At 69.9% G+C, this 21,145-nt stretch carries 20 protein-coding genes; 10 read left to right on the forward strand and 10 right to left on the reverse strand.

Annotation, left to right across the window (positions count from 1 at the left end):
- Positions 1 to 3: 3 nt before the first annotated feature.
- From ACZ3TS_RS13650 to ACZ3TS_RS13660, 3 genes are all read left to right on the forward strand, one after another.
- A complete protein-coding gene (locus tag ACZ3TS_RS13650) occupies positions 4 to 1,890 on the forward strand; it encodes an outer membrane protein assembly factor BamB family protein (protein ID WP_467617082.1) in 1,887 nt (628 codons plus the stop codon).
- A gap of 61 nt (positions 1,891 to 1,951) precedes the next feature.
- The gene (locus ACZ3TS_RS13655) at positions 1,952 to 3,721 is read left to right on the forward strand and encodes an outer membrane protein assembly factor BamB family protein (RefSeq protein WP_467617084.1); all 1,770 of its coding nucleotides are present in this window, start codon (positions 1,952 to 1,954) and stop codon (positions 3,719 to 3,721) included.
- A gap of 251 nt (positions 3,722 to 3,972) precedes the next feature.
- Positions 3,973 to 4,689: a helix-turn-helix transcriptional regulator gene (locus ACZ3TS_RS13660; RefSeq protein WP_467617087.1), complete on the forward strand. Its 717-nt coding sequence runs from the start codon at positions 3,973 to 3,975 to the stop codon at positions 4,687 to 4,689.
- 165 nt (positions 4,690 to 4,854) lie between these two features.
- Here ACZ3TS_RS13660 and ACZ3TS_RS13665 read toward each other — a convergent pair whose 3' ends face one another.
- Positions 4,855 to 5,166 carry a hypothetical protein gene (locus ACZ3TS_RS13665; RefSeq protein ID WP_467617088.1) on the reverse strand — a complete coding sequence of 104 codons (312 nt, stop codon included), beginning with the start codon at positions 5,164 to 5,166 and terminating at the stop codon, positions 4,855 to 4,857.
- Positions 5,167 to 5,187: 21 nt separating this feature from the next.
- Positions 5,188 to 6,867, reverse strand: a complete 1,680-nt coding sequence (locus ACZ3TS_RS13670) for a sodium:solute symporter family protein (protein WP_467617091.1) — start codon at positions 6,865 to 6,867, stop codon at positions 5,188 to 5,190.
- 203 nt (positions 6,868 to 7,070) lie between these two features.
- Between ACZ3TS_RS13670 and galT the strand changes: the two genes are divergently transcribed.
- Genes galT through galK form a run of 3 tightly spaced genes read left to right on the forward strand, consistent with a single transcriptional unit; the run spans position 7,071 to position 10,249 of the window.
- On the forward strand, positions 7,071 to 8,132 hold the full coding sequence (gene galT / locus ACZ3TS_RS13675; protein ID WP_467617093.1) for a galactose-1-phosphate uridylyltransferase: 1,062 nt from the start codon (positions 7,071 to 7,073) through the stop codon (positions 8,130 to 8,132).
- Entirely contained in the window at positions 8,129 to 9,106 is a 978-nt protein-coding gene (gene galE / locus ACZ3TS_RS13680; RefSeq protein WP_467617095.1) for a UDP-glucose 4-epimerase GalE, read from the forward strand. Before galT ends, galE begins: the two co-directional genes overlap by 4 nt.
- On the forward strand, positions 9,107 to 10,249 hold the full coding sequence (gene galK, locus ACZ3TS_RS13685) for a galactokinase (protein WP_467617097.1): 1,143 nt from the start codon (positions 9,107 to 9,109) through the stop codon (positions 10,247 to 10,249).
- Positions 10,250 to 10,339: 90 nt separating this feature from the next.
- On the opposite strand, the gene ACZ3TS_RS13690 is transcribed toward galK, so the two are convergent.
- Positions 10,340 to 10,795, reverse strand: a complete 456-nt coding sequence (locus ACZ3TS_RS13690; RefSeq protein ID WP_467617300.1) for a GNAT family N-acetyltransferase — start codon at positions 10,793 to 10,795, stop codon at positions 10,340 to 10,342.
- Between the two features lie 248 nt (positions 10,796 to 11,043).
- Between ACZ3TS_RS13690 and ACZ3TS_RS13695 the strand changes: the two genes are divergently transcribed.
- Positions 11,044 to 11,811 carry a LuxR C-terminal-related transcriptional regulator gene (locus tag ACZ3TS_RS13695; protein ID WP_467617098.1) on the forward strand — a complete coding sequence of 256 codons (768 nt, stop codon included), beginning with the start codon at positions 11,044 to 11,046 and terminating at the stop codon, positions 11,809 to 11,811.
- Here the strand turns inward: ACZ3TS_RS13695 and tamR are convergent.
- Positions 11,770 to 12,267 carry a MarR family transcriptional regulator TamR gene (gene tamR / locus ACZ3TS_RS13700; protein WP_467617101.1) on the reverse strand — a complete coding sequence of 166 codons (498 nt, stop codon included), beginning with the start codon at positions 12,265 to 12,267 and terminating at the stop codon, positions 11,770 to 11,772. The genes ACZ3TS_RS13695 and tamR overlap by 42 nt on opposite strands.
- 142 nt (positions 12,268 to 12,409) lie before the next feature.
- Here tamR and ACZ3TS_RS13705 point away from each other — a divergent pair, with 142 nt between their 5' ends.
- Together ACZ3TS_RS13705 and ACZ3TS_RS13710 are read left to right on the forward strand one after the other, a co-directional pair.
- Positions 12,410 to 13,219, forward strand: a complete 810-nt coding sequence (locus ACZ3TS_RS13705) for a trans-aconitate 2-methyltransferase (RefSeq protein WP_467617103.1) — start codon at positions 12,410 to 12,412, stop codon at positions 13,217 to 13,219.
- 3 nt (positions 13,220 to 13,222) lie between these two features.
- Positions 13,223 to 13,594, forward strand: coding sequence for a VOC family protein (locus ACZ3TS_RS13710; protein ID WP_467617105.1), 372 nt, complete (start codon positions 13,223 to 13,225; stop codon positions 13,592 to 13,594).
- Here the strand turns inward: ACZ3TS_RS13710 and ACZ3TS_RS13715 are convergent.
- The 3 genes from ACZ3TS_RS13715 to ACZ3TS_RS13725 form a co-directional block, all read right to left on the reverse strand.
- On the reverse strand, positions 13,581 to 14,195 hold the full coding sequence (locus ACZ3TS_RS13715; protein ID WP_467617108.1) for a Uma2 family endonuclease: 615 nt from the start codon (positions 14,193 to 14,195) through the stop codon (positions 13,581 to 13,583). The genes ACZ3TS_RS13710 and ACZ3TS_RS13715 overlap by 14 nt on opposite strands.
- A 99-nt stretch (positions 14,196 to 14,294) precedes the next feature.
- Positions 14,295 to 14,960 (reverse strand): TetR/AcrR family transcriptional regulator, encoded by a 666-nt coding sequence (locus ACZ3TS_RS13720; protein ID WP_467617109.1) that lies wholly within the window; start codon positions 14,958 to 14,960, stop codon positions 14,295 to 14,297.
- A gap of 7 nt (positions 14,961 to 14,967) precedes the next feature.
- Positions 14,968 to 15,978, reverse strand: a complete 1,011-nt coding sequence (locus tag ACZ3TS_RS13725; protein ID WP_467617112.1) for an acyl-CoA desaturase — start codon at positions 15,976 to 15,978, stop codon at positions 14,968 to 14,970.
- A gap of 306 nt (positions 15,979 to 16,284) precedes the next feature.
- Here ACZ3TS_RS13725 and ppc point away from each other — a divergent pair, with 306 nt between their 5' ends.
- Positions 16,285 to 19,017, forward strand: a complete 2,733-nt coding sequence (gene ppc / locus ACZ3TS_RS13730; protein ID WP_467617114.1) for a phosphoenolpyruvate carboxylase — start codon at positions 16,285 to 16,287, stop codon at positions 19,015 to 19,017.
- Positions 19,018 to 19,085: 68 nt separating this feature from the next.
- Here the strand turns inward: ppc and ACZ3TS_RS13735 are convergent, their stop codons facing one another.
- From ACZ3TS_RS13735 to pth, 3 genes are all read right to left on the reverse strand, one after another.
- On the reverse strand, positions 19,086 to 19,757 hold the full coding sequence (locus tag ACZ3TS_RS13735; protein ID WP_467617116.1) for an LPXTG cell wall anchor domain-containing protein: 672 nt from the start codon (positions 19,755 to 19,757) through the stop codon (positions 19,086 to 19,088).
- A 137-nt stretch (positions 19,758 to 19,894) separates the two neighbouring features.
- Positions 19,895 to 20,383: a hypothetical protein gene (locus ACZ3TS_RS13740; protein WP_467617119.1), complete on the reverse strand. Its 489-nt coding sequence runs from the start codon at positions 20,381 to 20,383 to the stop codon at positions 19,895 to 19,897.
- 158 nt (positions 20,384 to 20,541) lie between these two features.
- Entirely contained in the window at positions 20,542 to 21,144 is a 603-nt protein-coding gene (pth, locus tag ACZ3TS_RS13745) for an aminoacyl-tRNA hydrolase (RefSeq protein ID WP_467617121.1), read from the reverse strand.
- Between the last annotated feature and the right edge of the window lies 1 nt (position 21,145).

The raw sequence follows: 21,145 nt of genomic DNA on the forward strand, positions 1-21,145 counted from the left end.
CTGATGACTCAGCCGCCCGATCAGCCGCCGCAGGGCGGCTTCGGAGCACCGCAGGACCCGCCGCCGCAGGGCGGCTTCGGAGCACCGCAGGACCCGCCGCCGCAGGGCGGCTTCGGAGTACCGCAGGACCCGCCGCCGCAGGGCGGCTTCGGAGTACCGCAGGACCCGCCGCCGCAGGGCGGCTTCGGAGTACCGCAGGACCCGCGGCAGGCCACGCCTCCGCCGCCCACCCGGCCCCCCGCCCCGCCGCAGCCGGGGTACGGCTATCCCGTGCAGCCCGGCCCCTATGCCCAGCCCCAGCAGCCCGGTCCGTACCAGCAGCCGGGCCCGTACCAGCAGCCCGGCTACGGTTATCCGCAGCAGCCCGGCCCTTACGCCACGCCCCAGCCCGGCTTCGGCTATCCGCAGCAGCCGCCCCTGTTCCCCGGCGCCCCCACACCGCCGCCCGGCGGCGGCTCCAGGAACCCCTTCAAGGGCAGGCCCGCGCTGGCCGTGGGCGCCGCGGTCGCCGCGCTGCTCGTCATAGGCGGCACCGTGTACGCGGTCAGCGGCGACGGCGGCGGGAGCAAGAAGCCCACGGCCGACAAGAACCAGAACGCCACACCGTCCGCGGGGGCCTCCGCCCCGGTCAACCCCGGTGACGGCAGCGGCGACGGTGGCACGGACCGCGAGAACCTCAATCAGGGCCGCAAGGCGGGCGAGGCGAAGGTCCTCTGGTACAAGGAGGCGCCCGACGCGCCCGGTTCCGGCGCCGACGCCCTCGGTATGTGGATCACCGGCAAGACGGCGGTGAAGGCCGCGTACAAGCAGGTCTTCGCCTACGACGTGGGCAATGGCGACCCCACGTGGAACCCGATCTCCTTCCCGCAGAAGATCTGCGCGGTCACCCCGCACAAGACGGCCGACGACAAGATCGTCGTGGCCTACATGAGCGGCGTCAGCGACAACGCCAAGTGCAACCAGCTCCAGGAGATCGACCTCGGCACCGGCGAGAAGGGCTGGAGCACACAGGTCGCCGACGGTGCCCTCTTCGACAGCACACTCGGCATCGGCCTCACCCTCACCGGCAGGACCCTGGTGGTGGGCCGCTCGCAGTCCGGCACCGCGTACGACGTCGGCACCGGCAAGAAGCTGTGGGACAAGAAGGTGTACAGCGGGACCTGCTTCCCGACCGCGTTCGCCGGCGGCGCGAAGCTGGTCTCCGTCGCCTCCTGCGGCGCCGGCGGTTCGAATGAACACGACGAGGTGCAGGAGCTCGATCCCGCGACCGGCAAGGCCAAGTGGACGAGGAAGATCCCCAAGGGCTGGAGGGTCGCGCACGCCTACTCCGTCGACCCGGTCGTCCTCTACCTCACCAACGAGGACAAGAAGCAGTGGAACATCTCCGCGCTGAAGAGCGACGGTTCGGTGCGTTCCCAGGTCGACGTCAACGAGTCCTTCGCGCCCGAGTGCGGCTGGGCCATCCTCGGCCGTGGCCTGCAGGGCTGCACGGGCGCGGTGGTCGACGCGAACACCCTGTACCTGCCGACCGAGGCGAAGAGCGGCCCGAACGAGATCGTCGCGATCAGCCTCGACACCGGCAAGGAGAAGTGGCGGGTGAAGTCCCCTGCGGACGAGTCGATGCTCCCGTTGAAGACGGACGGCACGAACCTGATCGCGTACGTCGAACCGTCGTACGACGCGGGCGGCCAGGTGGTCTCCGTCGCAACCGGCGACGGCAGCCACGGCACGACCAAGCTGCTGCAGAACCCTTCGGGCGCCGCGCAGGTCGAGAGCGGCTTCTACTCCAAGGCGATCGACTACGTGGACGGGCGCTTCTACCTCTCCACCACGCGGCTGAGCGGCAACAACCAGTCGAAGGAGAAGCTGATGCTGGCCTACGGCAAGTGACCCGGCTGCCGGCTCCTCCGTCCCTGCTCACCACTGAACCGTTCCCCGAGGTACTCACGTCATGAGCCAGCCGCCCCCACCCCCGAACCAGCCGCCGCCAGGCGGCTTCGGTGCGCCGCAGGACCCGCCGCCGGGTGGTTTCGGTGCGCCGCAGGACCCGCCGCCGGGTGGTTTCGGTGCGCCGCAGGACCCGCCGCCGGGTGGTTTCGGTGCGCCGCAGACACCCCCGCCGCCCGCACAGGGCCCGGTTTACGGCTACCCGCAGACCCCGCCGCAGCAGCCGTACGGCTACCCGCAGCAGCCCGGATACGGCTACCCGAACCCGCAGCCCGGCTACGGCTATCCGCAGGCACCGACCGTCCCCCTGCAACCGCAGGCCCCCCAGGGTGGCGGCCGCAAGGGACCGGGTGCCCAGGTGTGGATCATCGTCGCGGCGGTCGCGGCCATCGCGCTGATCGTGGGCGGCGGGGTCTGGTACGCGAAGTCGTCCGGCGGCGACAAGGGCAAGAACTCCGCGTCCGGCACCGGCGGCGGCAGCGGCGGCCAGGGGGACAAGGGCGGCTCGGGCGGCGGTGCGAAGGAGAAGGCGCCGGCCGACACCAGTGCCAAGGTCCTCTTCCAGCTGCCCGCGCCGGAGATCAAGGACAAGCAGGAGATCGACAGCGTCACCGGCTCCTGGCTCACCGGCTCCGTCTACGCCAAGGCCGGCATCAACAAGATCGTCGGCTATGACCCGGACACCGGCGCGACCAAGTGGACGCTGCCGTTGAACGGCCAGACCTGCGCGGGCTCGCCCGAGATCACCTCCTCCGGCATCGCCGCGGTGGTCAGCGAGTCGGGCAAGCGGACCAGCGCGAGGGACCACAAGCAGTGCAGCGACGTCACGGCGTTCGAGATCGCCACTGGCAGAAAGCTGTGGACCAAGTCGGTCAAGACCGGTGACACTCCGGTCGCGTTCGGCGAGGTCTCGATCAGCGGCAGTACGGTCGCGGTCGGCGCGGGCTACTACGGCGGCGCCGCCTTCGACGTGACCACCGGCAAGGTGCTGTGGCAGCCCAAGACCGGCTCCTGCACGGACGTCGGCTACGCGGGCGGCGAGCGGCTCGTCGCGGTGCGCAAGTGCGGCGACTACGGCAACGAGTCGTACGAGGTGCAGCTCCTCGAGCCGAAGTCGGGCGCCGTGAAGTGGACCTACAAGCTCCCCAAGGGCATCGACAACGCCAAGGTGATCTCCACCGAGCCCGTCGTGTTCGGCGTGGACTCCGGTGAAGTCACCGCGTCCGGCGCCACGGACGTCTTCTCGCTGGACGACACCGGCAAGCTGCGCACCAAGATCACGCTGGCGGACGGCAAGTACGAGCACGCGTGTGGCGTCGGCAAGGTCCACGGCTGCCACGCGATCACGGTCGGCAACGACAAGCTGTACGTGCCGACGAAGGAGCACGACGGCACGGCCCAGGGCGCCAGTACCAACGAGATCGTCGCATTCTCGCTGGCCACCGGGAACACCACCGGCGACAAGGCCGACGCAGGCGACGACTACGACATCTTCCCGATCCGTATGGACGGCGGAAACCTGCTCGCGTACAAGAAGGGCCCGTACGACAAGGGCGCCCAGGTGGTCTCGGTCGACGGCACGACCATGAAGCAGACCGAGCTGCTGGAGACGCCGGCCTCCCAGGAGGTGCTCGACGCGATCAGCAGCATGGTCCCCAAGACGTCGGAACTGCTCTACACCGACGGCCGGCTGTTCTTCGGCAAGGATCTGGTGAGCAAGCCGTACTCGTCGGACCAGAAGTCGTACACCGCGCTCGGATTCGGCGCGAAGTAGCGTGTACGGCGCGCACGGTGCAGGCCTCGCCCCTGTTCAGGGGCGGGGTCTTTCGCGTACGCCTCATCAGGCGCGAATGGGCGGGATTTCGGTAATCCGGGGCGCTTCTCACCGGTAGGGGAAGCGCAACGTCGAACAAGCGTGTAGCTTCCGGGGGCATGAAGGGCCGGGGGTGCGGCCGGGGGCTCTGTGCGTGCGGGCCAGTGGGCATCCATAGTGGGCATCCATGGGGGGAACTGGGGGGTTGCTCGATGGGAGTGCGGCTCATGGTGGTCGACGACCACCGATTGCTCGCCGAGGCGCTGGCCTCGGCGCTGAAGCTGCGGGGGCACCGGGTGCTCGCCGCGGCGGCGCCCACCGCGGGCGCGGCGGAACTGGTGATCACCAGGGCACCCGAGGTGTGCCTGCTGGGCACGGCGACACCGGCCGAGCCGGGAGTCTTCGACCCGGTGGTGCGGATCAAGCGGGAGCGTCCTCAGGTGGCGGTGCTGGTCCTCGGGCCGGTCCCGAACCCACGCGGTATAGCGGCGGCGTTCGCCGCCGGTGCCTCGGGCTACGTACGGCACGACGAGCGCATCGAGGGCGTCGAGCGGGCGATCATGAAGGCGCGGGCGGGTGAGGCGGCGGTGGCGCCGCAACTGCTGCAGGGCGCCTTCAGTGAGCTGCTCAATCCGGCGGCACAGCCGGACGACGAGGGGCAGCGCCTGCTGCAGATGCTCACTCCGCGCGAGGTGGAGGTCCTGGTGCGGGTCGCCGACGGCGAGGACACGCGGCTGATCGCGGCCGGTATGGGCATCGCCTCGTCCACGGCCCGCACCCATGTCCAGCGGGTCCTGATGAAACTCGGCGTGGGCTCCCGCCTGGAGGCTGCCGCCCTCGCGGCCCGCACGGGTCTGCTGGACCGCGCGGGCCCGCTTCATGCGTCCCGTACGGACTCGCCGCCCCGTACGGACACGGCGCCGGAGTAGCCGGGCGCTGCCGGCGGTCGTCGCGCGGGCGGTTCCCTGCGCCCTTCACGGGGGGAATGTCCCCGCTGCCCACGTACGGGCCTTCCCGTGGTGGTGCGCCGCCGACGCCCCGGCGGAGCCGCCGGGGTCCCGTGAAGCGGACCCCGGCGCCTGTCCGTACCGGCGTTACTCGGACGGCCTCTCCTCCGGCGGGCTCTCCACAGGCAGCGGAGCCATCGGCCGCAGCTTCAGCCAGATGAGGAAGAACAGGCCGAGCAGCAGCATGCCCAGGCCGGTCCACAGGTTGATGTTGACGCCCTGGGCCTTGCGGATGGCAGCGTCGGAGGCCGTGAAGCCCGCGATCATGACGATGACGCCGTAGATCACGAACAGGCCGCCGATGATGCGGCGCAGGTCGAAGATGCGGGCAGCGGTCGCGGACTTGCCCTCCAGATCGGTGACTGCGCGCTGGACGTCACGCTCTGAGTACTCGGACATGGTCTCTCAATCCTCCCGCGGTCAGAGCGAGAACGGGATGTAGCAGGCGGCGGCGAGGACGACGGCACCCCAGCCCAGCAGGGCCGGCTTGCGGTACCAGGCGTCGTCTCCCGCGGCGGGCGGCTCGGCCATGCCGGGGGAGCGGGTGCCGTACACCAGGCCCTGGAGTTCCTCCGCCGGCTTCGGCGCGGTGAACAGGGACACCACCACCATCACGACGGCGCCGGCCACGAAGCCGGCGATCGCGGAGACGAAGTTGGCGCCCTGGTCGGAGGGAATGCCGATGATGCCCTGCTTGTAGATGACGAAGTAGTTCACCATCGCCGCCGTGGTTCCGGCGATCAGGCCCCAGAAGCCGGACTTCCTGGACGCGCGCTTCCAGAACATGCCGACGATGAAGACGACGAACATCGGTACGTTGAAGAAGGAGAACAGGGTCTGCAGGTAGCTCATGATGTTCGAGAACGACGAGGCCAGGAAGGCCGTGCCGACCGACGCCAGCACACCGATGGCGGTGATGAGCCGTCCGAACTTCACGTAGTACGCGTCCTCGCGGTGCGTGACCACGTACTTCGCCCAGATGTCGTTGGTGAACACCGTGTTGAAGGACGACACGTTGGCCGCCATGCCCGCCATGAAGGCGGCCAGCAGACCGGTCACCGCGATGCCGAGCACGCCGTTGGGCAGGAGTTCCTGCATCAGGTACGGGATCGCGTCGTTGTACTGCAGGCCGGAGGCCGGGGTACCGAACTTCGGCACGAGGACCGCGGCGACCAGGCCCGGGATCATCACCAGGAAGACGATGAAGATCTTCGGGAAGGCGGCGATCAGCGGGGTGCGCTGGGCGGCGGACAGGTTCTTCGCGGACAGTGCGCGCTGCACCTCGGCGAAGTTGGTCGTCCAGTAGCCGAAGGACAGCACGAAGCCGAGGCCGAGGACGATCGTCAGCCAGTTGGCGCCCAGGGGGTTGGTGTGGCCGATGCCGGTGCCGCCCCAGGCGGTGACGAAGTCGGGGCCGTGGGCCGCGGTGAGCTTGTCGGTCAGGCCGCCCCAGCCGCCGACCTTCTTCAGGCCGAGCACGGTGATCGGGATGAGGGCCGCCAGGATCACGAAGAACTGGAGGACCTCGTTGTAGATCGCGGACGACAGACCGCCGAGGGTGATGTACGCGAGGACGAAGAAGCCGGCGACCACGATCGCCACCCACTGCGGCCAGCCGAGCAGCGCCTCGACGACGATCGCGAGGGCGTAGAGGTTCACGCCCGCGATCAGGATGGCGGCGAAGGCGAACAGGATCGAACTCAGCAGATGCGCACCCTTGTCGAAGCGGAGCAGCAGGAACTCGGGGACCGAACGGACCTTGGAGCCGTAGTAGAAGGGCATCATCACCAGGCCCAGGAAGACCATGGCCGGGATGGCGCCGATCCAGTACCAGTGCACGGTGTAGGCACCGTACTGCGCGCTGTTGGCGGCCATGCCGAGGATCTCGGTGGCTGCCAGGTTGGCCGAGATGAACGCCAGACCCGTGATCCAGGCGGGCAGTGAGCGCCCGGACAGGAAGAAGTCGAGGCTGGTCTTCACCGAGCGGCGGGCGGCGAAGCCGATGCCCAGCACGACGGCGAAGTAGATCCCGAGGATCGTGTAGTCGAGCCCGTTCGTGGGGAGCCGCAGCCCGACGGCGAGATATGTGGGGGTTTGCATAAGCACTCGCTTCGTTGCGTAAACCAAACAGAGCGGAACCTACGCCTCCGCGTTCGATCTTTGAACACTTCTGATGATGCTCTTTGTTTGATTGTGATGTTGACGCTGGTGATGCATTGTGGTTTGTTGTGTTGAGTTATGTTTGATGAGTGGTTTCGGGTGCGGATGACGAGTCCGGCAGTGCAGCAGAAAGGCAAGTTGTCGTGAAGAAGACCTCGACCCGGTTGGCCGACGGTCGTGAGCTCATCTACTACGACCTGCGCGACGACGCCGTGCGGGACGCGGTGGACCGCCGGCCGCTGGAGCGGACCGTCACGACCTCCGAAATCCGCCGCGACCTGCTGCTCGGCGACTCCGTCGCCATCGCCTCCCACCGACAGGGCCGCACCTACCTCCCGCCGGCCGACGAGTGCCCCCTGTGTCCCTCCCAGGGCGAGAGACTGAGCGAGATCCCCGACTCCTCGTACGACGTGGTCGTCTTCGAGAACCGCTTCCCCTCCCTCGCCGGTGACTCCGGCCGCTGCGAGGTCGTCTGTTTCACCTCGGACCACAACGCCTCCTTCGCCGACCTCACCGAGGAACAGGCGGCCCTGGTCCTGGATGCCTGGACCGACCGCACCGCGGAGCTGTCCCACCTGCCCGCAGTCGAGCAGGTCTTCTGCTTCGAGAACCGGGGCCGGGAGATCGGCGTGACCCTCGGCCACCCGCACGGTCAGATCTACGCCTACCCCTTCACCACCCCGCGCACCGCCCTGATGCTTCGTTCGCTCGCCGCCCACAAGGAAGCGACCGGCGGCGAGAACCTCTTCGACGCCGTCCTGGAAAGCGAGCTTGCCGACGAGCGGGTCGCCCTCGAGGGAGAACACTGGGTGGCCTTCGTGCCGTACGCGGCGCACTGGCCGTACGAGGTCCACCTCTACCCCCGCCGACGCGTGCCCGACCTGCTCGCGCTGGACGAGGCGGCACGCACAGAGTTTCCCCAGGTCTATCTGGAACTCTTGAGGCGCTTCGACCGGATCTTCGGTGAAGGGGAGCCTCCGACGCCGTACATCGCCGCCTGGCACCAGGCGCCGTTCGGCACGCTGGACGCGTTCGGGGGGGTGACCAGGGACGACTTCGCGCTCCACCTCGAGCTTTTCACCATTCGCCGCACTTCCGGCAAGCTGAAGTTCCTCGCGGGTTCCGAGTCCGGCATGAATGTGTTCATCAACGACGTGCCGCCGGAAGCCGCGGCCCAGCGACTGCGAGAGGTAGCGAGTTCATGAGCGGGAAGTACCTGGTGACCGGCGGCGCGGGCTATGTGGGCAGCGTGGTCGCGCAGCACCTGCTGGAGGCGGGGCACGAGGTTGTCGTCCTCGACAACCTCTCCACCGGCTTCCGCGAGGGCGTGCCGGCCGGTGCTTCCTTCGTCGAGGGCGACATCCGCGACGCCGCCAAATGGCTGGACCCGTCCTACGACGCGGTCCTGCACTTCGCCGCGTTCTCGCAGGTCGGCGAATCGGTCGTGAAGCCCGAGAGGTACTGGGACAACAACGTCGGCGGCACCATGGCGCTGCTCGGCGCGATGCGTGAGGCGGGCGTGCGCAAGCTCGTCTTCTCCTCCACCGCGGCGACCTACGGCGAGCCGGTCAACACCCCGATCACCGAGACCGACCCGACCGCGCCGACCTCCCCGTACGGCGCCTCGAAGCTGGCCGTCGACCACATGATCACCGGTGAGGCCGCCGCGCACGGCCTGGGCGCCGTGTCCCTGCGCTACTTCAACGTGGCGGGGGCCTACGGCAGCTGCGGCGAGCGGCACGACCCGGAATCCCACCTCATCCCGCTCGTGCTCCAGGTCGCGCAGGGCCGCAGGGAGGCGATCTCCGTCTTCGGCGACGACTACCCGACGCCGGACGGCACCTGCATCCGTGACTACATCCACGTGGCGGACCTGGCCGAGGCGCACCTGCTGGCGCTGGACGCCGCCACCCCCGGCGAGCACCTGATCTGCAACCTCGGCAACGGCAACGGCTTCTCGGTGCGTGAGGTCATCGAGACGGTGCGCCAGGTCACCGGACACGCGATCCCGGAGGTCGTGGCCCCGCGCCGGGGCGGCGACCCGGCGGTCCTGGTCGCCTCCGCGGCCACGGCCCGCGAGCGGCTCGGCTGGAACCCGTCCCGCGCGGACCTCGCGGGGATCGTCGCGGACGCGTGGGAGTTCGCGCGGCACATCGCAAGCAACGCAAGGGAGCAGTAGGTGGGCGTACGTGAGGGCTTCGAGGAGCTGTTCGGGACGGCTCCCGAGGGCGTCTGGGCGGCACCGGGCCGGGTCAACCTGATCGGCGAGTACACGGACTTCAACGAGGGGTTCGTGATGCCCTTCGCGCTGCCGCACACGGCGGTCGCGGCGGTCTCGCGCCGCACCGACGGCGTGCTGCGTCTGCACTCGGCGGACATCGAGGGTCCGATCGTCGAACTGCATGTGGACGAGCTGCAGCCGCTGACGAACACCAGCTGGGCCGCCTACCCGGCGGGTGTGGTCTGGGTGCTGCAGGAGGCGGGCCACGCGGTCACCGGCGCGGACCTCCATCTGTCCTCTACGGTGCCGACGGGCGCGGGGCTTTCCTCGTCGGCGGCGCTGGAGGTGGTCACCGCCCTGGCGCTGAACGACCTGTACGACCTCGGCCTGACCCGCCCCGAGCTGGCCAGGCTCGCCCAGCGCGCCGAGAACGACTTCGTGGGCGTGCCGTGCGGTGTCATGGACCAGATGGCGTCGGCGTGCAGCACCGAGGGCCACGCCCTGCACCTCGACTGCCGCGATCTGACCACCCGCCAGATCCCCTTCGACCTGGCCTCCCAGGACCTCGCGCTGCTCGTCGTCGACACCCGGGTGAAGCACGCGCTGGGCGACGGGGCGTACGCCGAGCGGCGCGAGGGGTGCGAGGAGGGCGCACGGCAGCTCGGGGTCTCGCATCTGCGGGACGTCGCCTACGAGGATCTTCAGGCCGCGCTCGCGCGCCTGTCCGACGAGCGGGTGCGCCGCTATGTGCGTCACGTCGTCTGCGATGACCACCGCGTCGACGAGGTCGTCGCCCTGCTGGACGCGGGCGATGTCCGGGCGATCGGCCCCGTGCTGACGGACGGCCATGTCTCCCTGCGGGACGACCTGCGCATCTCCTGCCCGGAACTGGACCTGGTGGTGGACACGGCGAACGCCTCCGGCGCGCTCGGCGCCCGGATGACGGGCGGCGGCTTCGGCGGTTCGGCGATCGTCCTGGCCGAGGCCGCCGAGGCGGACACGATCACGAAGGCGGTCGAGGAGGCGTTCGCTGCCGCGGGCTATACGGCGCCTCGCGTATTCCCGGCGGCGCCGTCGGCCGGCGCCCGGCGGTTGAGCTGACCGTCGATCCTGGGGGCCGGGGCCGCGCCCCCAGACCCCCTTTCGGCCCCGACCGGTCTCGTCCCGAGGGGCCGGACGGGCTGAGTCGGCTCAGCCCAGCTGCTTGGTGAGTGTGTACTCCGTGATCCCCGGCGGGTAGTCGGGGATCACGCACACCACCTTGTAACCCTGCTTCCTGTAGAACTCCGGGGCCTGGAAGTCCCATGTCTCCAGGCGCGCGGCCGTGCAACCGCGCCCCTCGTACGCAACGCGCTCCGCCTCGGCCAGGAGGCGGGTGCCGAGTCTCCCGCCGCGGTGGCGGTCGTCCACCCACAGGTACGTGACGTGCAGCCACGTCGTCCAGGTGTGGCCGACCAGTCCGCCCGCCAGATCGCCGACCTCGTCCAACGCCCAGACGTGGAGCGGTACTTCGCGCTCGCCAGGGGTTCCGCGCAGCGCGCACAGCACCGGGGACGCCGCCGTGTTCGTCTCGCGCAGCCGAGCGCGGAGCAGATCCCGCCGCTCCTTGTCGACTTCTGTCTCGATACGAAACATGCGGCTCACCATAAACGCGCCGGCCAACCAGTTCTGCAAATTTCCTTCCGCTCCCGCCCCCTGGCCCTACCCTGTGAACAGCGCCGGTGGGGGCCGGTGCTGATCAGGGGGCGAGACAGTCGGGTACGACGCCCGGAGTGGGGGTAGCAGTTCCAGCACGGCGGCGGCCGTGCGGCTGCGTCGCCCTGTCCCGGTGAAGCACCGGGAGCACTCAGGGCGCCGTACCCGCGCCGGTCGTCCCCCGAGCAGTGGGGGTTTCAGTGGTTCGCATCCGAGTCCTGGTCGTCGACGACCATCGCATCTTCGCCGAGTCGCTCGCCGCCGCCCTGGCGGCCGAACCCGACGTAGACGTGTCCGCAGCCGGCAGCGGTCCGGCCGCGCTGCGCTGCCTCGAGCGGGCGGCCGCGGAGGGCCGCAGATTCGACGTGATGCTCGTCGACGCGGACCTCGGGGGCAACGTCCCGGGCTCGCGCCCTGCGGTCCCCGTCCAGGAGGGCAACGAGGACGGACTCGTCGATGGCATCTCCCTCGTCGCCGGGGTCCGCTCCGGGCAGCCGAGCGTGCGGACCGTCGTCCTCGCCGAGAAGGACGACCCGCGCCGCGCCGCCCTGGCCCTGCAGGCAGGCGCGTCCGGGTGGGTCGCCAAGGACTGCTCGCTGTCCCGGCTGCTGACGGTCATCCGGGGTGTGCTGCGGGACGAGACACATCTTCCGCCCGCCCTGCTCACCGGGGTGCTGCGCGAGCTGACCGCGGCCCGTAAGCACCGCACCGAGAGCGAGCGGCTGGTGGAGTCCCTGACGCCCCGGGAGCGGGAGGTGCTGCGCTGCATGGTCGCCGGGCTCGGCCGCAAGGCCGTCGCGGAGCGGCTGTTCCTCTCCCCGCACACCGTCCGCACCCATATGCAGAACGTCCTCGGCAAGCTGGGTGTCCACTCCACCCTCGCCGCCGTCGCCCTCGCCCGCCGCGCCGGGGTCGGACCGGTCGACCTAACCGGGGATGTTGTCGAACGGGGCGGTCAGCTGGCGTAGCAGTGCCGCCAGTTCACCCCGCTGGGCCGAGCTGAGCTCCGACAGGATCGCGCGCTCCTGGTCGAGCAGTCCGGCGAGCGCCTGGTCCGCGCGGTCCCGGCCCTCGTCGGTGAGGCGCACCAGCACGCCCCGGCGGTCGCTGGGGTCGGGCAGCCGCTCGACCAGGCCCTTCTTCGCCAGGCGGTCGATACGGTTCGTCATCGTGCCGGAGGTGACCAGCGTCTGTGTCAGCAGCTGGCCGGGGGAGAGCTGATAGGGGTTGCCGGCCCGCCTGAGCGCGGTGAGAACGTCGAACTCCCAGGGCTCCAGGCTGTGCTCGGCGAACGCCAGCCGGCGTGCGCGGTCCAGGTGCCGGGCCAGTCTGCTCACCCGGCTGAGCACCTCGAGCGGTTCCACGTCGAGGTCCGGGCGCTCCCGGCGCCACGCCGCGACCAGCCGATCGACCTCGTCCTCCATGACGATCAGTGTAGTGGTTGTGTCGACATGAAGTCTCTTGATATCAAGTCTCTTGACGTCGAGATGACTGAGGTGTGAGCCTGGGAGAACCGGGACCACAACTCGGCCGTGACATCCGGTGACTTCGAGGAGGGCCACACCCATGCCTGCCACCACTCCCACCTGGGACCCCGGTCAGTACCTTCGCCACGCCGGCCATCGTGCCCGCCCCTTCGCCGACCTGCTCGCCCGTGTCCCCGGACTCCCCGGCGACCCGCCCCGGATCGCCGACCTGGGCTGCGGACCGGGCAACGTCACCGTCCTGCTCGCCGACCGCTGGCCCACCGCGCACATCACCGGGTACGACAACTCGCGTGAGATGCTCGACAAGGCCCACACTGACCACGAGGGCCCCATCCGGGGCGGTGGCCGCCTGGACTTCGCCCACGCCGACGCCCGCACCTGGACGCCCGCGGAGCCATGCGACCTGATCATCAGCAACGCCACCCTGCAGTGGGTGCCCGGACACGCCGACCGCTTCGCCGACTGGATCGCGGCCCTCGCCCCCGGCGGCACCTTCGCCTTCCAGGTCCCCGGCAACTTCGACTCCCCCAGCCATCAGTTGATGCGCGAGATCGCCCACTCGGCCCGCTGGAAGGACCGCCTCGCCGACACCCTGCGCCACGACGACGCCGTGCTCACCCCCGAGGCCTATCTGGAGCACCTCACCGCTGCCGGCTGCACGGCCGACGTCTGGGAGACGACGTACCTGCATCTGCTTCAGGGCGAGGACCCGGTCCTCGACTGGGTGAAGGGCACCGGACTGCGGCCGATCCTCACCGAGCTGGGCGAGGAGGCGGAGGAGTTCCTCGCCGACTACCGGACGGCCCTGCGGGAGGCGTACCCCGCGACGGACCACGGCACGGTGTTCCCGTTCCGGCGCATCTTCGCCGTCGCCACGAAGGAGGCGTGAGCGGTGCTCGCCGCCGTCGACCACGTCCAGCTCGCGGCCCCGCCCGGCTCGGAGGACCGGCTGCGGGCGTACTACGTCGACGTCCTCGGCATGACCGAGATTGCGAAGCCGCCGGTGCCGGCCGCACGCGGGGGTTGCTGGTTCCAGGCGGGGGTGGTGCAGCTGCATCTGGGGATCGAGGAGGACTTCAGGTCCGCGAAGAAGGCCCACCCCGGGCTGCGGGTCACGGGGATCGAGGCGTACGCGGCGCGGCTCGCCGAGCACGGAGCGACGGTCGCCTGGGACGACGACCTGCCGGGGCACCGGCGCTTCTACTCCGAGGACCCGGTGGGGAACCGGCTGGAGTTCCTGGAGCCGATGTCTACAGACGCCTGAGAGCGTCCATCGTGATGTCGATGTCCATGGCGAACGACTCAGACAGTTCGAGCTTGTCGTGGTGGATGCCGGTGAGCGCGTAGGTCTTGTTGACCGGGTCCAGCTCGTAGGTGCGGACCACCGGGTGCTGATCGCTTTCGGCCATCTCGACCAGCCAGAAATGAGGGATCCCGGCGGCCGCGTACTTCAGGGGCTTGGCGTCGTGGTCGCGCGCTTCGGAGTCCGGGGACACGACCTCCACGGCGAGTACCAGGTCCTCCGCATCGAACCGGGTCTGCTCGAGTCCGGTGTCCGCGTCCGCACGGATCACGCTGATGTCCGGTTCAGGAGCGTTGCGACGATCGAGTACCACCGTCATCTCATGCTTGACCTTGAGATGGCCGGGTACCGTCAGCCGCAGCCCGTGAGCCAGCAAGTAGATCATCAGCATGTGGAAATTTCGCTGCGGGCTCACGAAGACGAAGCTCCCGTCGATCAACTCGGTGTGCGGCGGGAGGTCCGGCAGGGTGAACAGATCATCGACCGTGAAGCCTTCGGGCGGCGGCACGGGCAGGTGGATGCCGGGCTCGGACTCGTGTGCGGCGAACGGCTCGGCAGACATGGTGATTCCTCCCATGAACGGGATTCTCGGACCGTGTACCCACCGTAGCGGCCGAGACCGACAAAGGTCATCACATAGGGTGATCACGCACCCCGCGCCTCAGCTCTTCCGGTGCCCGATCAGCCGCGGCTTCGGCTCCAGACCGTCCAGACCGTGCCACGCCAGGTTCACCAGATGCGCGGCGACCTCGGCCTTCTTCGGGCGGCGCACGTCCAGCCACCACTGGCCCGTCAGTGCCACCATGCCCACCAGCGCCTGCGCGTACAGGGGAGCGAGTTTCGGGTCGAAGCCGCGGCTCTTGAACTCGCGGCCCAGGATGTCCTCCACCTGCGTGGCGATGTCCGAGATGAGCGACGCGAAGGAGCCCGTCGACTGCGGGATGGGGGAGTCGCGGACCAGGATGCGGAAACCGTCGGTGTACTCCTCGATGTAGTCCAGGAGCGCGAAGGCCGCCTGCTCGCACAGCTCACGGGGGTGCCCGGCGGTCAGCGAGCTGGTCACCATGTCCAGCAGGCGCCGCATCTCGCGGTCCACCACCACCGCGTACAGGCCCTCCTTGCCGCCGAAGTGCTCGTACACCACCGGCTTGGAGACCCCGGCCTTCGCCGCGATCTCCTCCACCGACGTGCCCTCGAACCCCTTGGCGGCGAACAGCGTGCGACCGATCTCCAGCAGCTGCTGGCGGCGCTCCGCACCGGTCATCCGGGTGCGGCGGGTGCGCCGCGGCTTTTCGTTGCTGGGGGTGCTGGAGGAGTCGGTCGCCACGCGTCAATCATGCCGCGTCGGCGGTCGCCTTCCTGCGCCGGGAGCCGTTCCCGTCGGTGCTGCGGCGGGAATCGATACGCGAGCGTGACGGCCAGCGCACGTCATACGCCCAGCCGAACTGCTCGAACCAGCGGATGATCCGCGCCGAGGAGTCCAGCTGGCCGCGCTCCACGCCGTGCCGCGCCGAGGTCGGGTCCGCGTGGTGCAGGTTGTGCCACGACTCGCCGCAGGACAGGATCGCCAGCCACCAGACGTTGCCGGAGCGGTCGCGCGACTTGAACGGGCGCTTGCCCACCGCGTGGCAGATCGAGTTGATCGACCAGGTCACATGGTGCAGCAGCGCCACCCTGACGAGTGACCCCCAGAAGAATGCCGTGAAAGCGCCCCACCAGGACATCGTGACCAGCCCGCCGATCAGCGGCGGCAGCGCCAGGGACCCCACCGTCCACAGGACGAACTGCCGGGAGATCATCCGCAGCGCCGGGTCCTTGATCAGGTCAGGGGCGTACTTGTCCTGCGGCGTCTGCTCCTCGTCGAACAGCCAGCCGATGTGGGCCCACCACAGGCCCTTGACCAGAGCCGGAAGCGTCTCGCCGAATCGCCACGGAGAGTGCGGGTCGCCCTCGGCGTCCGAGAACTTGTGGTGCTTGCGATGATCGGCCACCCAGCGCACCAGCGGGCCCTCGACGGCCATCGAGCCCGCGATCGCCAGGGCGATCTTCAGGGGCCGCTTGGCCTTGAAGGAACCGTGGGTGAAGTGGCGGTGGAAACCGATCGTGATGCCGTGGCAGCCCAGGAAGTAGAAGAAGACCATCAGGCTCAGATCGAGCCAGCTCACGCCCCATCCCCAGGCCAGCGGCACCGCCGCCAGAAGCGCCAGGAAGGGGACCGTGATGAACAGCAGCAGGGCGATCTGCTCGATCGAGCGCTTCTGCTCACCGCCCAGCGTGGCGGAGAGCAGGGGGGTGTCGTCGTTCGCCTGGGGGGCGTCTTCAATCACATCGGAGCTTGTGGTCATGGGGGCGTCCCCTGTGGGGTCGAGGGTTGAGGCAGGTGCCCGGATACGGTCCACAGTGCTCCCGGGAGCTGACGGAAGACCCTACGGTTCCGTAACCTACGGCGTCGTAAGTATGGCAGCGCGTCGCCCGGCGGCAAGAGCCCGGGAGACTGCGCGTCCGCCCGGACACCTATCCTTGGAGTCGGTCGGACAGCGCGGTCCGCTCTGTTTTCTTCCCGGATGCCCGGTCCGTATGCGGCACCCGCCGCGCGGCACCCGTCCGGGTCCCCTCCCAGACGAGCTTCAACACTGCAAGGAGCCGCACCTGTGAGCAGTGCCGACGACCAGACCACGACGACCAGCAGTGAGCTGCGCGCCGACATCCGCCGACTGGGTGATCTGCTCGGCGAGACTCTCGTCCGCCAGGAGGGCCCCGAGCTCCTGGAGCTGGTCGAGCGGGTCCGCCGGCTGACCCGGGAGGACGGCGAGGCAGCCGCGGAGCTGCTGCGCGGCACCGAACTGGAGACCGCCGCCAAGCTGGTGCGCGCCTTCTCCACCTACTTCCACCTGGCCAACGTCACCGAGCAGGTCCACCGGGGCCGCGAACTGCGCGCCAAGCGCGCCGCCGAGGGCGGACTCCTCGCCCGTACGGCCGACCGGCTCAAGGATGCCGACCCCGAACACCTGCGCGAGAGCGTCAAGCACCTCAACGTCCGCCCGGTGTTCACGGCGCACCCGACGGAGGCCGCGCGCCGCTCGGTCCTCAACAAGCTCCGGCGCATCGCCGCGCTCCTGGAGACCCCCGTCATCGAGTCCGACCGCCGCCGCCACGACACCCGCCTGGCCGAGAACATCGACCTCGTCTGGCAGACCGACGAGCTCCGCGTCGTGCGCCCCGAGCCCGCCGACGAGGCCCGCAACGCCATCTACTACCTCGACGAGCTGCACGCCGGCGCCGTCGGCGACGTCCTGGAGGACCTCACCGCCGAACTGGAGCGCGTCGGTGTCAAGCTGCCCGACGAGACCCGCCCCCTCACCTTCGGCACCTGGATCGGCGGCGACCGCGACGGCAACCCCAACGTGACCCCCGATGTCACCTGGGAGGTGCTGATCCTCCAGCACGAGCACGGCATCAACGACGCGCTGGAGATGATCGACGAGCTGCGCGGCCTGCTCTCCCAGTCCATCCGCTACACCGGCGCCACCGAGGACCTGCTGGAATCCCTCCGCGCCGACCTGGAGTTGCTCCCCGAGATCAGCCCCCGCTACAAGCGCCTCAACGCCGAGGAGCCCTACCGCCTCAAGGCCACCTGCGTGCGCCAGAAGCTCGTCAACACCAAGCGGCGCCTCGCGCGTGGCACCCAGCACGAGCCCGGCCGTGACTACCTCGGCACCGCCGAACTGCTGCACGACCTCAGACTCATCCAGACCTCGCTGCGCGCCCACCGCGGCGGCCTGTTCGCCGACGGCCGGCTCGCCCGGACCATCCGCACCCTCGGCGCCTTCGGCCTCCAGCTCGCCACCATGGACGTCCGCGAGCACGCCGACGCCCACCACCACGCCCTCGGTCAGCTCTTCGACCGGCTCGGCGAGGAGTCCTGGCGCTACGACGACATGCCGCGCGAGTACCGCCACAAGCTGCTCGCCAAGGAGCTGCGCTCGCGCCGGCCCCTCGCCCCCACGCCCGCCCCGCTGGACGCGGCCGGCGCCAAGACCCTCGGGGTGTTCGAGACCGTCAAGCGGGCCCTGAAGGTCTTCGGCCCCGAGGTCATCGAGTCCTACATCATCTCCATGTGCCAGGGCGCCGACGACGTGTTCGCCGCCGCCGTCCTCGCCCGCGAGGCCGGCCTCATCGACCTCCACGCCGGGTGGGCGAAGATCGGCATCGTCCCGCTGCTGGAGACCACCGACGAGCTCAAGGCCGCCGACACCCTCCTCGAGGACATGCTCGCCGACCCGTCCTACCGCCGTCTCGTCGCCCTGCGCGGCGACGTGCAGGAGGTCATGCTCGGCTACAGCGACTCCTCCAAGTTCGGCGGCATCACCACCTCCCAGTGGGAGATCCACCGCGCCCAGCGCCGCCTGCGCGACGTCGCCCACCGCTACGGCGTACGGCTGCGCCTCTTCCACGGCCGCGGCGGCACCGTCGGCCGCGGCGGTGGTCCCACCCACGACGCGATCCTCGCCCAGCCCTGGGGGACCCTGGAAGGAGAGATCAAGGTCACCGAGCAGGGCGAGGTCATCTCCGACAAGTACCTCATCCCCTCCCTGGCCCGCGAGAACCTGGAACTCACGGTCGCCGCCACCCTCCAGGCCTCCGCCCTGCACACCGCCCCCCGCCAGTCGGTCGAGGCCCTCGCCCGCTGGGACGCGGCCATGGACGTGGTGTCGGACGCGGCCCACGCGGCCTACCGCGAGCTGGTCCAGGACCCCGACCTGCCCGCCTACTTCTTCGCCTCCACCCCCGTCGACCAGCTCGCCGACCTCCACCTCGGATCCCGGCCTTCCAGGAGGCCGGACTCGGGGGCCGGGCTGGACGGTCTGCGGGCCATCCCCTGGGTGTTCGGCTGGACCCAGTCCCGGCAGATCGTGCCCGGCTGGTACGGCGTCGGATCCGGCCTCAAGGCACTGCGCGAAGCCGGCCTCGACACCGTGCTCGACGAGATGCACGAACAGTGGCACTTCTTCCGCAACTTCATCTCCAATGTGGAGATGACCCTCGCCAAGACGGACCTGCGGATCGCCCGCCACTACGTCGACACCCTCGTCCCCGACGAGCTGAGGCACGTGTTCACCGCGATCGAGGCCGAACACCAGCGGACGGTCCGTGAGATCCTGCGCGTCACCGGCGAGAAGGAACTGCTGGACGCCCAGCCGGTCCTCAAGCAGACCTTCGCCATCCGCGACGCCTACCTGGACCCGATCTCCTACCTCCAGGTCGCCCTGCTCAAGCGCCAGCGCGACGCGGCGGCCGCCGGCACCGAGCCCGACCCGCTGCTGTCCCGCGCCCTGCTGCTCACCGTGAACGGCGTCGCGGCCGGCCTGCGCAACACCGGCTGATCCGTCCCGCACACGACGGTGCCCCCGTACTCGTCACTCGTACGAGCACGGGGGCACCGTCATGCACGTCAGCCCTGGGTGGCCCTGCGGCGGCGGAAGGCCAGGTAGCCGCCCGCGGCGACCAACACGGCCGCGGCGGCCGACAGCAGGCCGACCGGGGCACTGCTGCCGGTCTCGGCGAGGTCACCGCTGCCGCCCTGCGCGGACGGGGACGCGGCGGCCGACGGACTCGTCCCGCCCTCACCCGAGGACGAACTCGGGGAGGCGGTCGCACCGGCCGAGGACGAGGGCGAGACGGAGGCGGACGGCGTCGTACCGCCACCGCCCTCGGAGCCCTTGCAGTCCGTCCAGAACACCTTGGGCTTGGCGGCGCCGTTCTCGCCGTCGAAGTTCCAGAACAGCTTGTAGTGACCGTCGGGCAGCGACAGGTCCTCCGTACGGCCGTGGCCCTCGGCATCCAGGGTGAGGGCACCGGTCTTCACGGTCTCGCCCTTCGTGGCGGCCGTCGGAGCCCAGGCCTCGATGTGCCAGTCGACCTTCTGGGCGCCGTCGAAACCGAAGGCGTCCAGATAGAACGTGCAGACGTGCGGCTCGTTGCGGCGGAGCTCTTCGCCGGTCCTGGCGTCGTGGATCTTCACCGTGCCGTTGTCACCGGGAGCGGTGGCGTGCGCGGCCGGCGCGAGGAACAGCGCGGCCGAAACGCCGGCGGTCAGCGCGCCGGCGCGGATGAGGGTACGCATGAGGCAGGTCCATCTTCGAGATGCGAATGGGAAGATGTGGAGGGGGCGGCTCAGCATCCAGCCCAACCCGACGAGCGGTCAATCACGAGCAGAGAACAAACCATCTCTCCACAAACGTGGAATCCCTCCGAACCCCCTCACAACGCCACGAAAGCAGCCGTCAGCAGCGCGACCCCCGCCCCCGCCAGCACCCACGCCGCACTCGTCAGCCGCAGGCCTCCCGCCACCACGACCGACGCCAGCAACAGCGCCCCGCCCAGCGGAACCCACGCGTACAGGATCCCCGCCGGACCCGAGCGCACGACGTCGTCCGAGCCGGGCTTCACGACGACCGCGTACGTCTGCCCCTGCTTCACCGCGACCGTCTTCTCGATCACGACGCTCCGGCGCGCCGTCGCCCCGGCCGACAGCGGCGTGAACGGACCACTGCACGTCTCCGCCCCGCACCGGGCCACCTCGATCGTGCCGCGGTCACGGCCCTTGGTCAGCATCACGTACTGCGCGGTGCCCCAGGAACCCCAGACGCCGGCGATCAGGATCAGCGCGGCGACCGTACCCGTCGCCGCGAGCCGCCCGAACCGCAGCACCGCGACAGCACCCGGGGAGGAGGAGACGGCAGAAGGCATGGCCGCGATCCTTGGCCATGCCTGCGCGCCCGGTCAACTCCGGCCAGGACCGGTGGGTGGACAAGTCGGGAGTGGTATGACATCAGCGAGCGGCGGAACCGCCCACCCCGACGCCACCGCCGAGCACTCCCACCCGGAATGCCGCCTCACGGCCCGCGTCACGAGTTGTATACGCTCTGCGCCCGCTCCAGACCCTCTGCGACCAGACACTCCACCGCGTCCGCCGCACGGTCCACGAAGTGGTCCAGCTCCTTGCGCTCCGCCGACGAGAAGTCCTTCAGCACGAAATCCGCGACCGGCATACGCCCCGGAGGACGCCCGATGCCGAACCGCACCCGGTGATAGTCCGCACCCATGGCCTTCGTGATCGACTTCAGCCCGTTGTGGCCGTTGTCGCCGCCGCCCAGCTTCAGACGCAGAGTGCCGTAGTCGATGTCCAGCTCGTCGTGCACGGCCACGACGTTCGCCACGGGCACCTTGTAGAAGTCCCGCAGGGCGTTCACCGGACCGCCCGACAGGTTCATGTACGACATGGGCTTCGCAAGGATCACACGACGGTTCGCCGGACCCGGCGGACCGATCCGCCCCTCCACGACCTGCGCCTGCGCCTTGCCCGCCCGCTTGAACTTCCCCCCGATCCGCTCGGCCAGCAGATCGGCCACCATGAACCCCACGTTGTGCCGGTTCCTGGCGTACTCGGGTCCGGGATTGCCGAGGCCCACGATGAGCCAGGGGGCGTTTGCCGGGGTGGTCACGTCCATG

This window comes from Streptomyces sp. NPDC022910, from assembly GCF_055561075.1.

Excerpts from the sequence above, each read along its gene's own strand:
- ACZ3TS_RS13650 (WP_467617082.1), top strand. The coding sequence starts at position 4 with ATGACTCAGCCGCCCGATCAGCCGCCGCAGGGCGGCTTCGGAGCACCG.
- ACZ3TS_RS13655 (WP_467617084.1), top strand. The coding sequence starts at position 1,952 with ATGAGCCAGCCGCCCCCACCCCCGAACCAGCCGCCGCCAGGCGGCTTC.
- ACZ3TS_RS13660 (WP_467617087.1), top strand. The coding sequence starts at position 3,973 with ATGGGAGTGCGGCTCATGGTGGTCGACGACCACCGATTGCTCGCCGAG.
- ACZ3TS_RS13665 (WP_467617088.1), bottom strand. The coding sequence starts at position 5,166 with ATGTCCGAGTACTCAGAGCGTGACGTCCAGCGCGCAGTCACCGATCTG.
- ACZ3TS_RS13670 (WP_467617091.1), bottom strand. The coding sequence starts at position 6,867 with ATGCAAACCCCCACATATCTCGCCGTCGGGCTGCGGCTCCCCACGAAC.
- galE (WP_467617095.1), top strand. The coding sequence starts at position 8,129 with ATGAGCGGGAAGTACCTGGTGACCGGCGGCGCGGGCTATGTGGGCAGC.
- ACZ3TS_RS13690 (WP_467617300.1), bottom strand. The coding sequence starts at position 10,795 with ATGGTGAGCCGCATGTTTCGTATCGAGACAGAAGTCGACAAGGAGCGG.
- tamR (WP_467617101.1), bottom strand. The coding sequence starts at position 12,267 with ATGGAGGACGAGGTCGATCGGCTGGTCGCGGCGTGGCGCCGGGAGCGC.
- ACZ3TS_RS13705 (WP_467617103.1), top strand. The coding sequence starts at position 12,410 with ATGCCTGCCACCACTCCCACCTGGGACCCCGGTCAGTACCTTCGCCAC.
- ACZ3TS_RS13715 (WP_467617108.1), bottom strand. The coding sequence starts at position 14,195 with ATGTCTGCCGAGCCGTTCGCCGCACACGAGTCCGAGCCCGGCATCCAC.
- ACZ3TS_RS13725 (WP_467617112.1), bottom strand. The coding sequence starts at position 15,978 with ATGACCACAAGCTCCGATGTGATTGAAGACGCCCCCCAGGCGAACGAC.
- ACZ3TS_RS13735 (WP_467617116.1), bottom strand. The coding sequence starts at position 19,757 with ATGCGTACCCTCATCCGCGCCGGCGCGCTGACCGCCGGCGTTTCGGCC.
- ACZ3TS_RS13740 (WP_467617119.1), bottom strand. The coding sequence starts at position 20,383 with ATGCCTTCTGCCGTCTCCTCCTCCCCGGGTGCTGTCGCGGTGCTGCGG.
- pth (WP_467617121.1), bottom strand. The coding sequence starts at position 21,144 with ATGGACGTGACCACCCCGGCAAACGCCCCCTGGCTCATCGTGGGCCTC.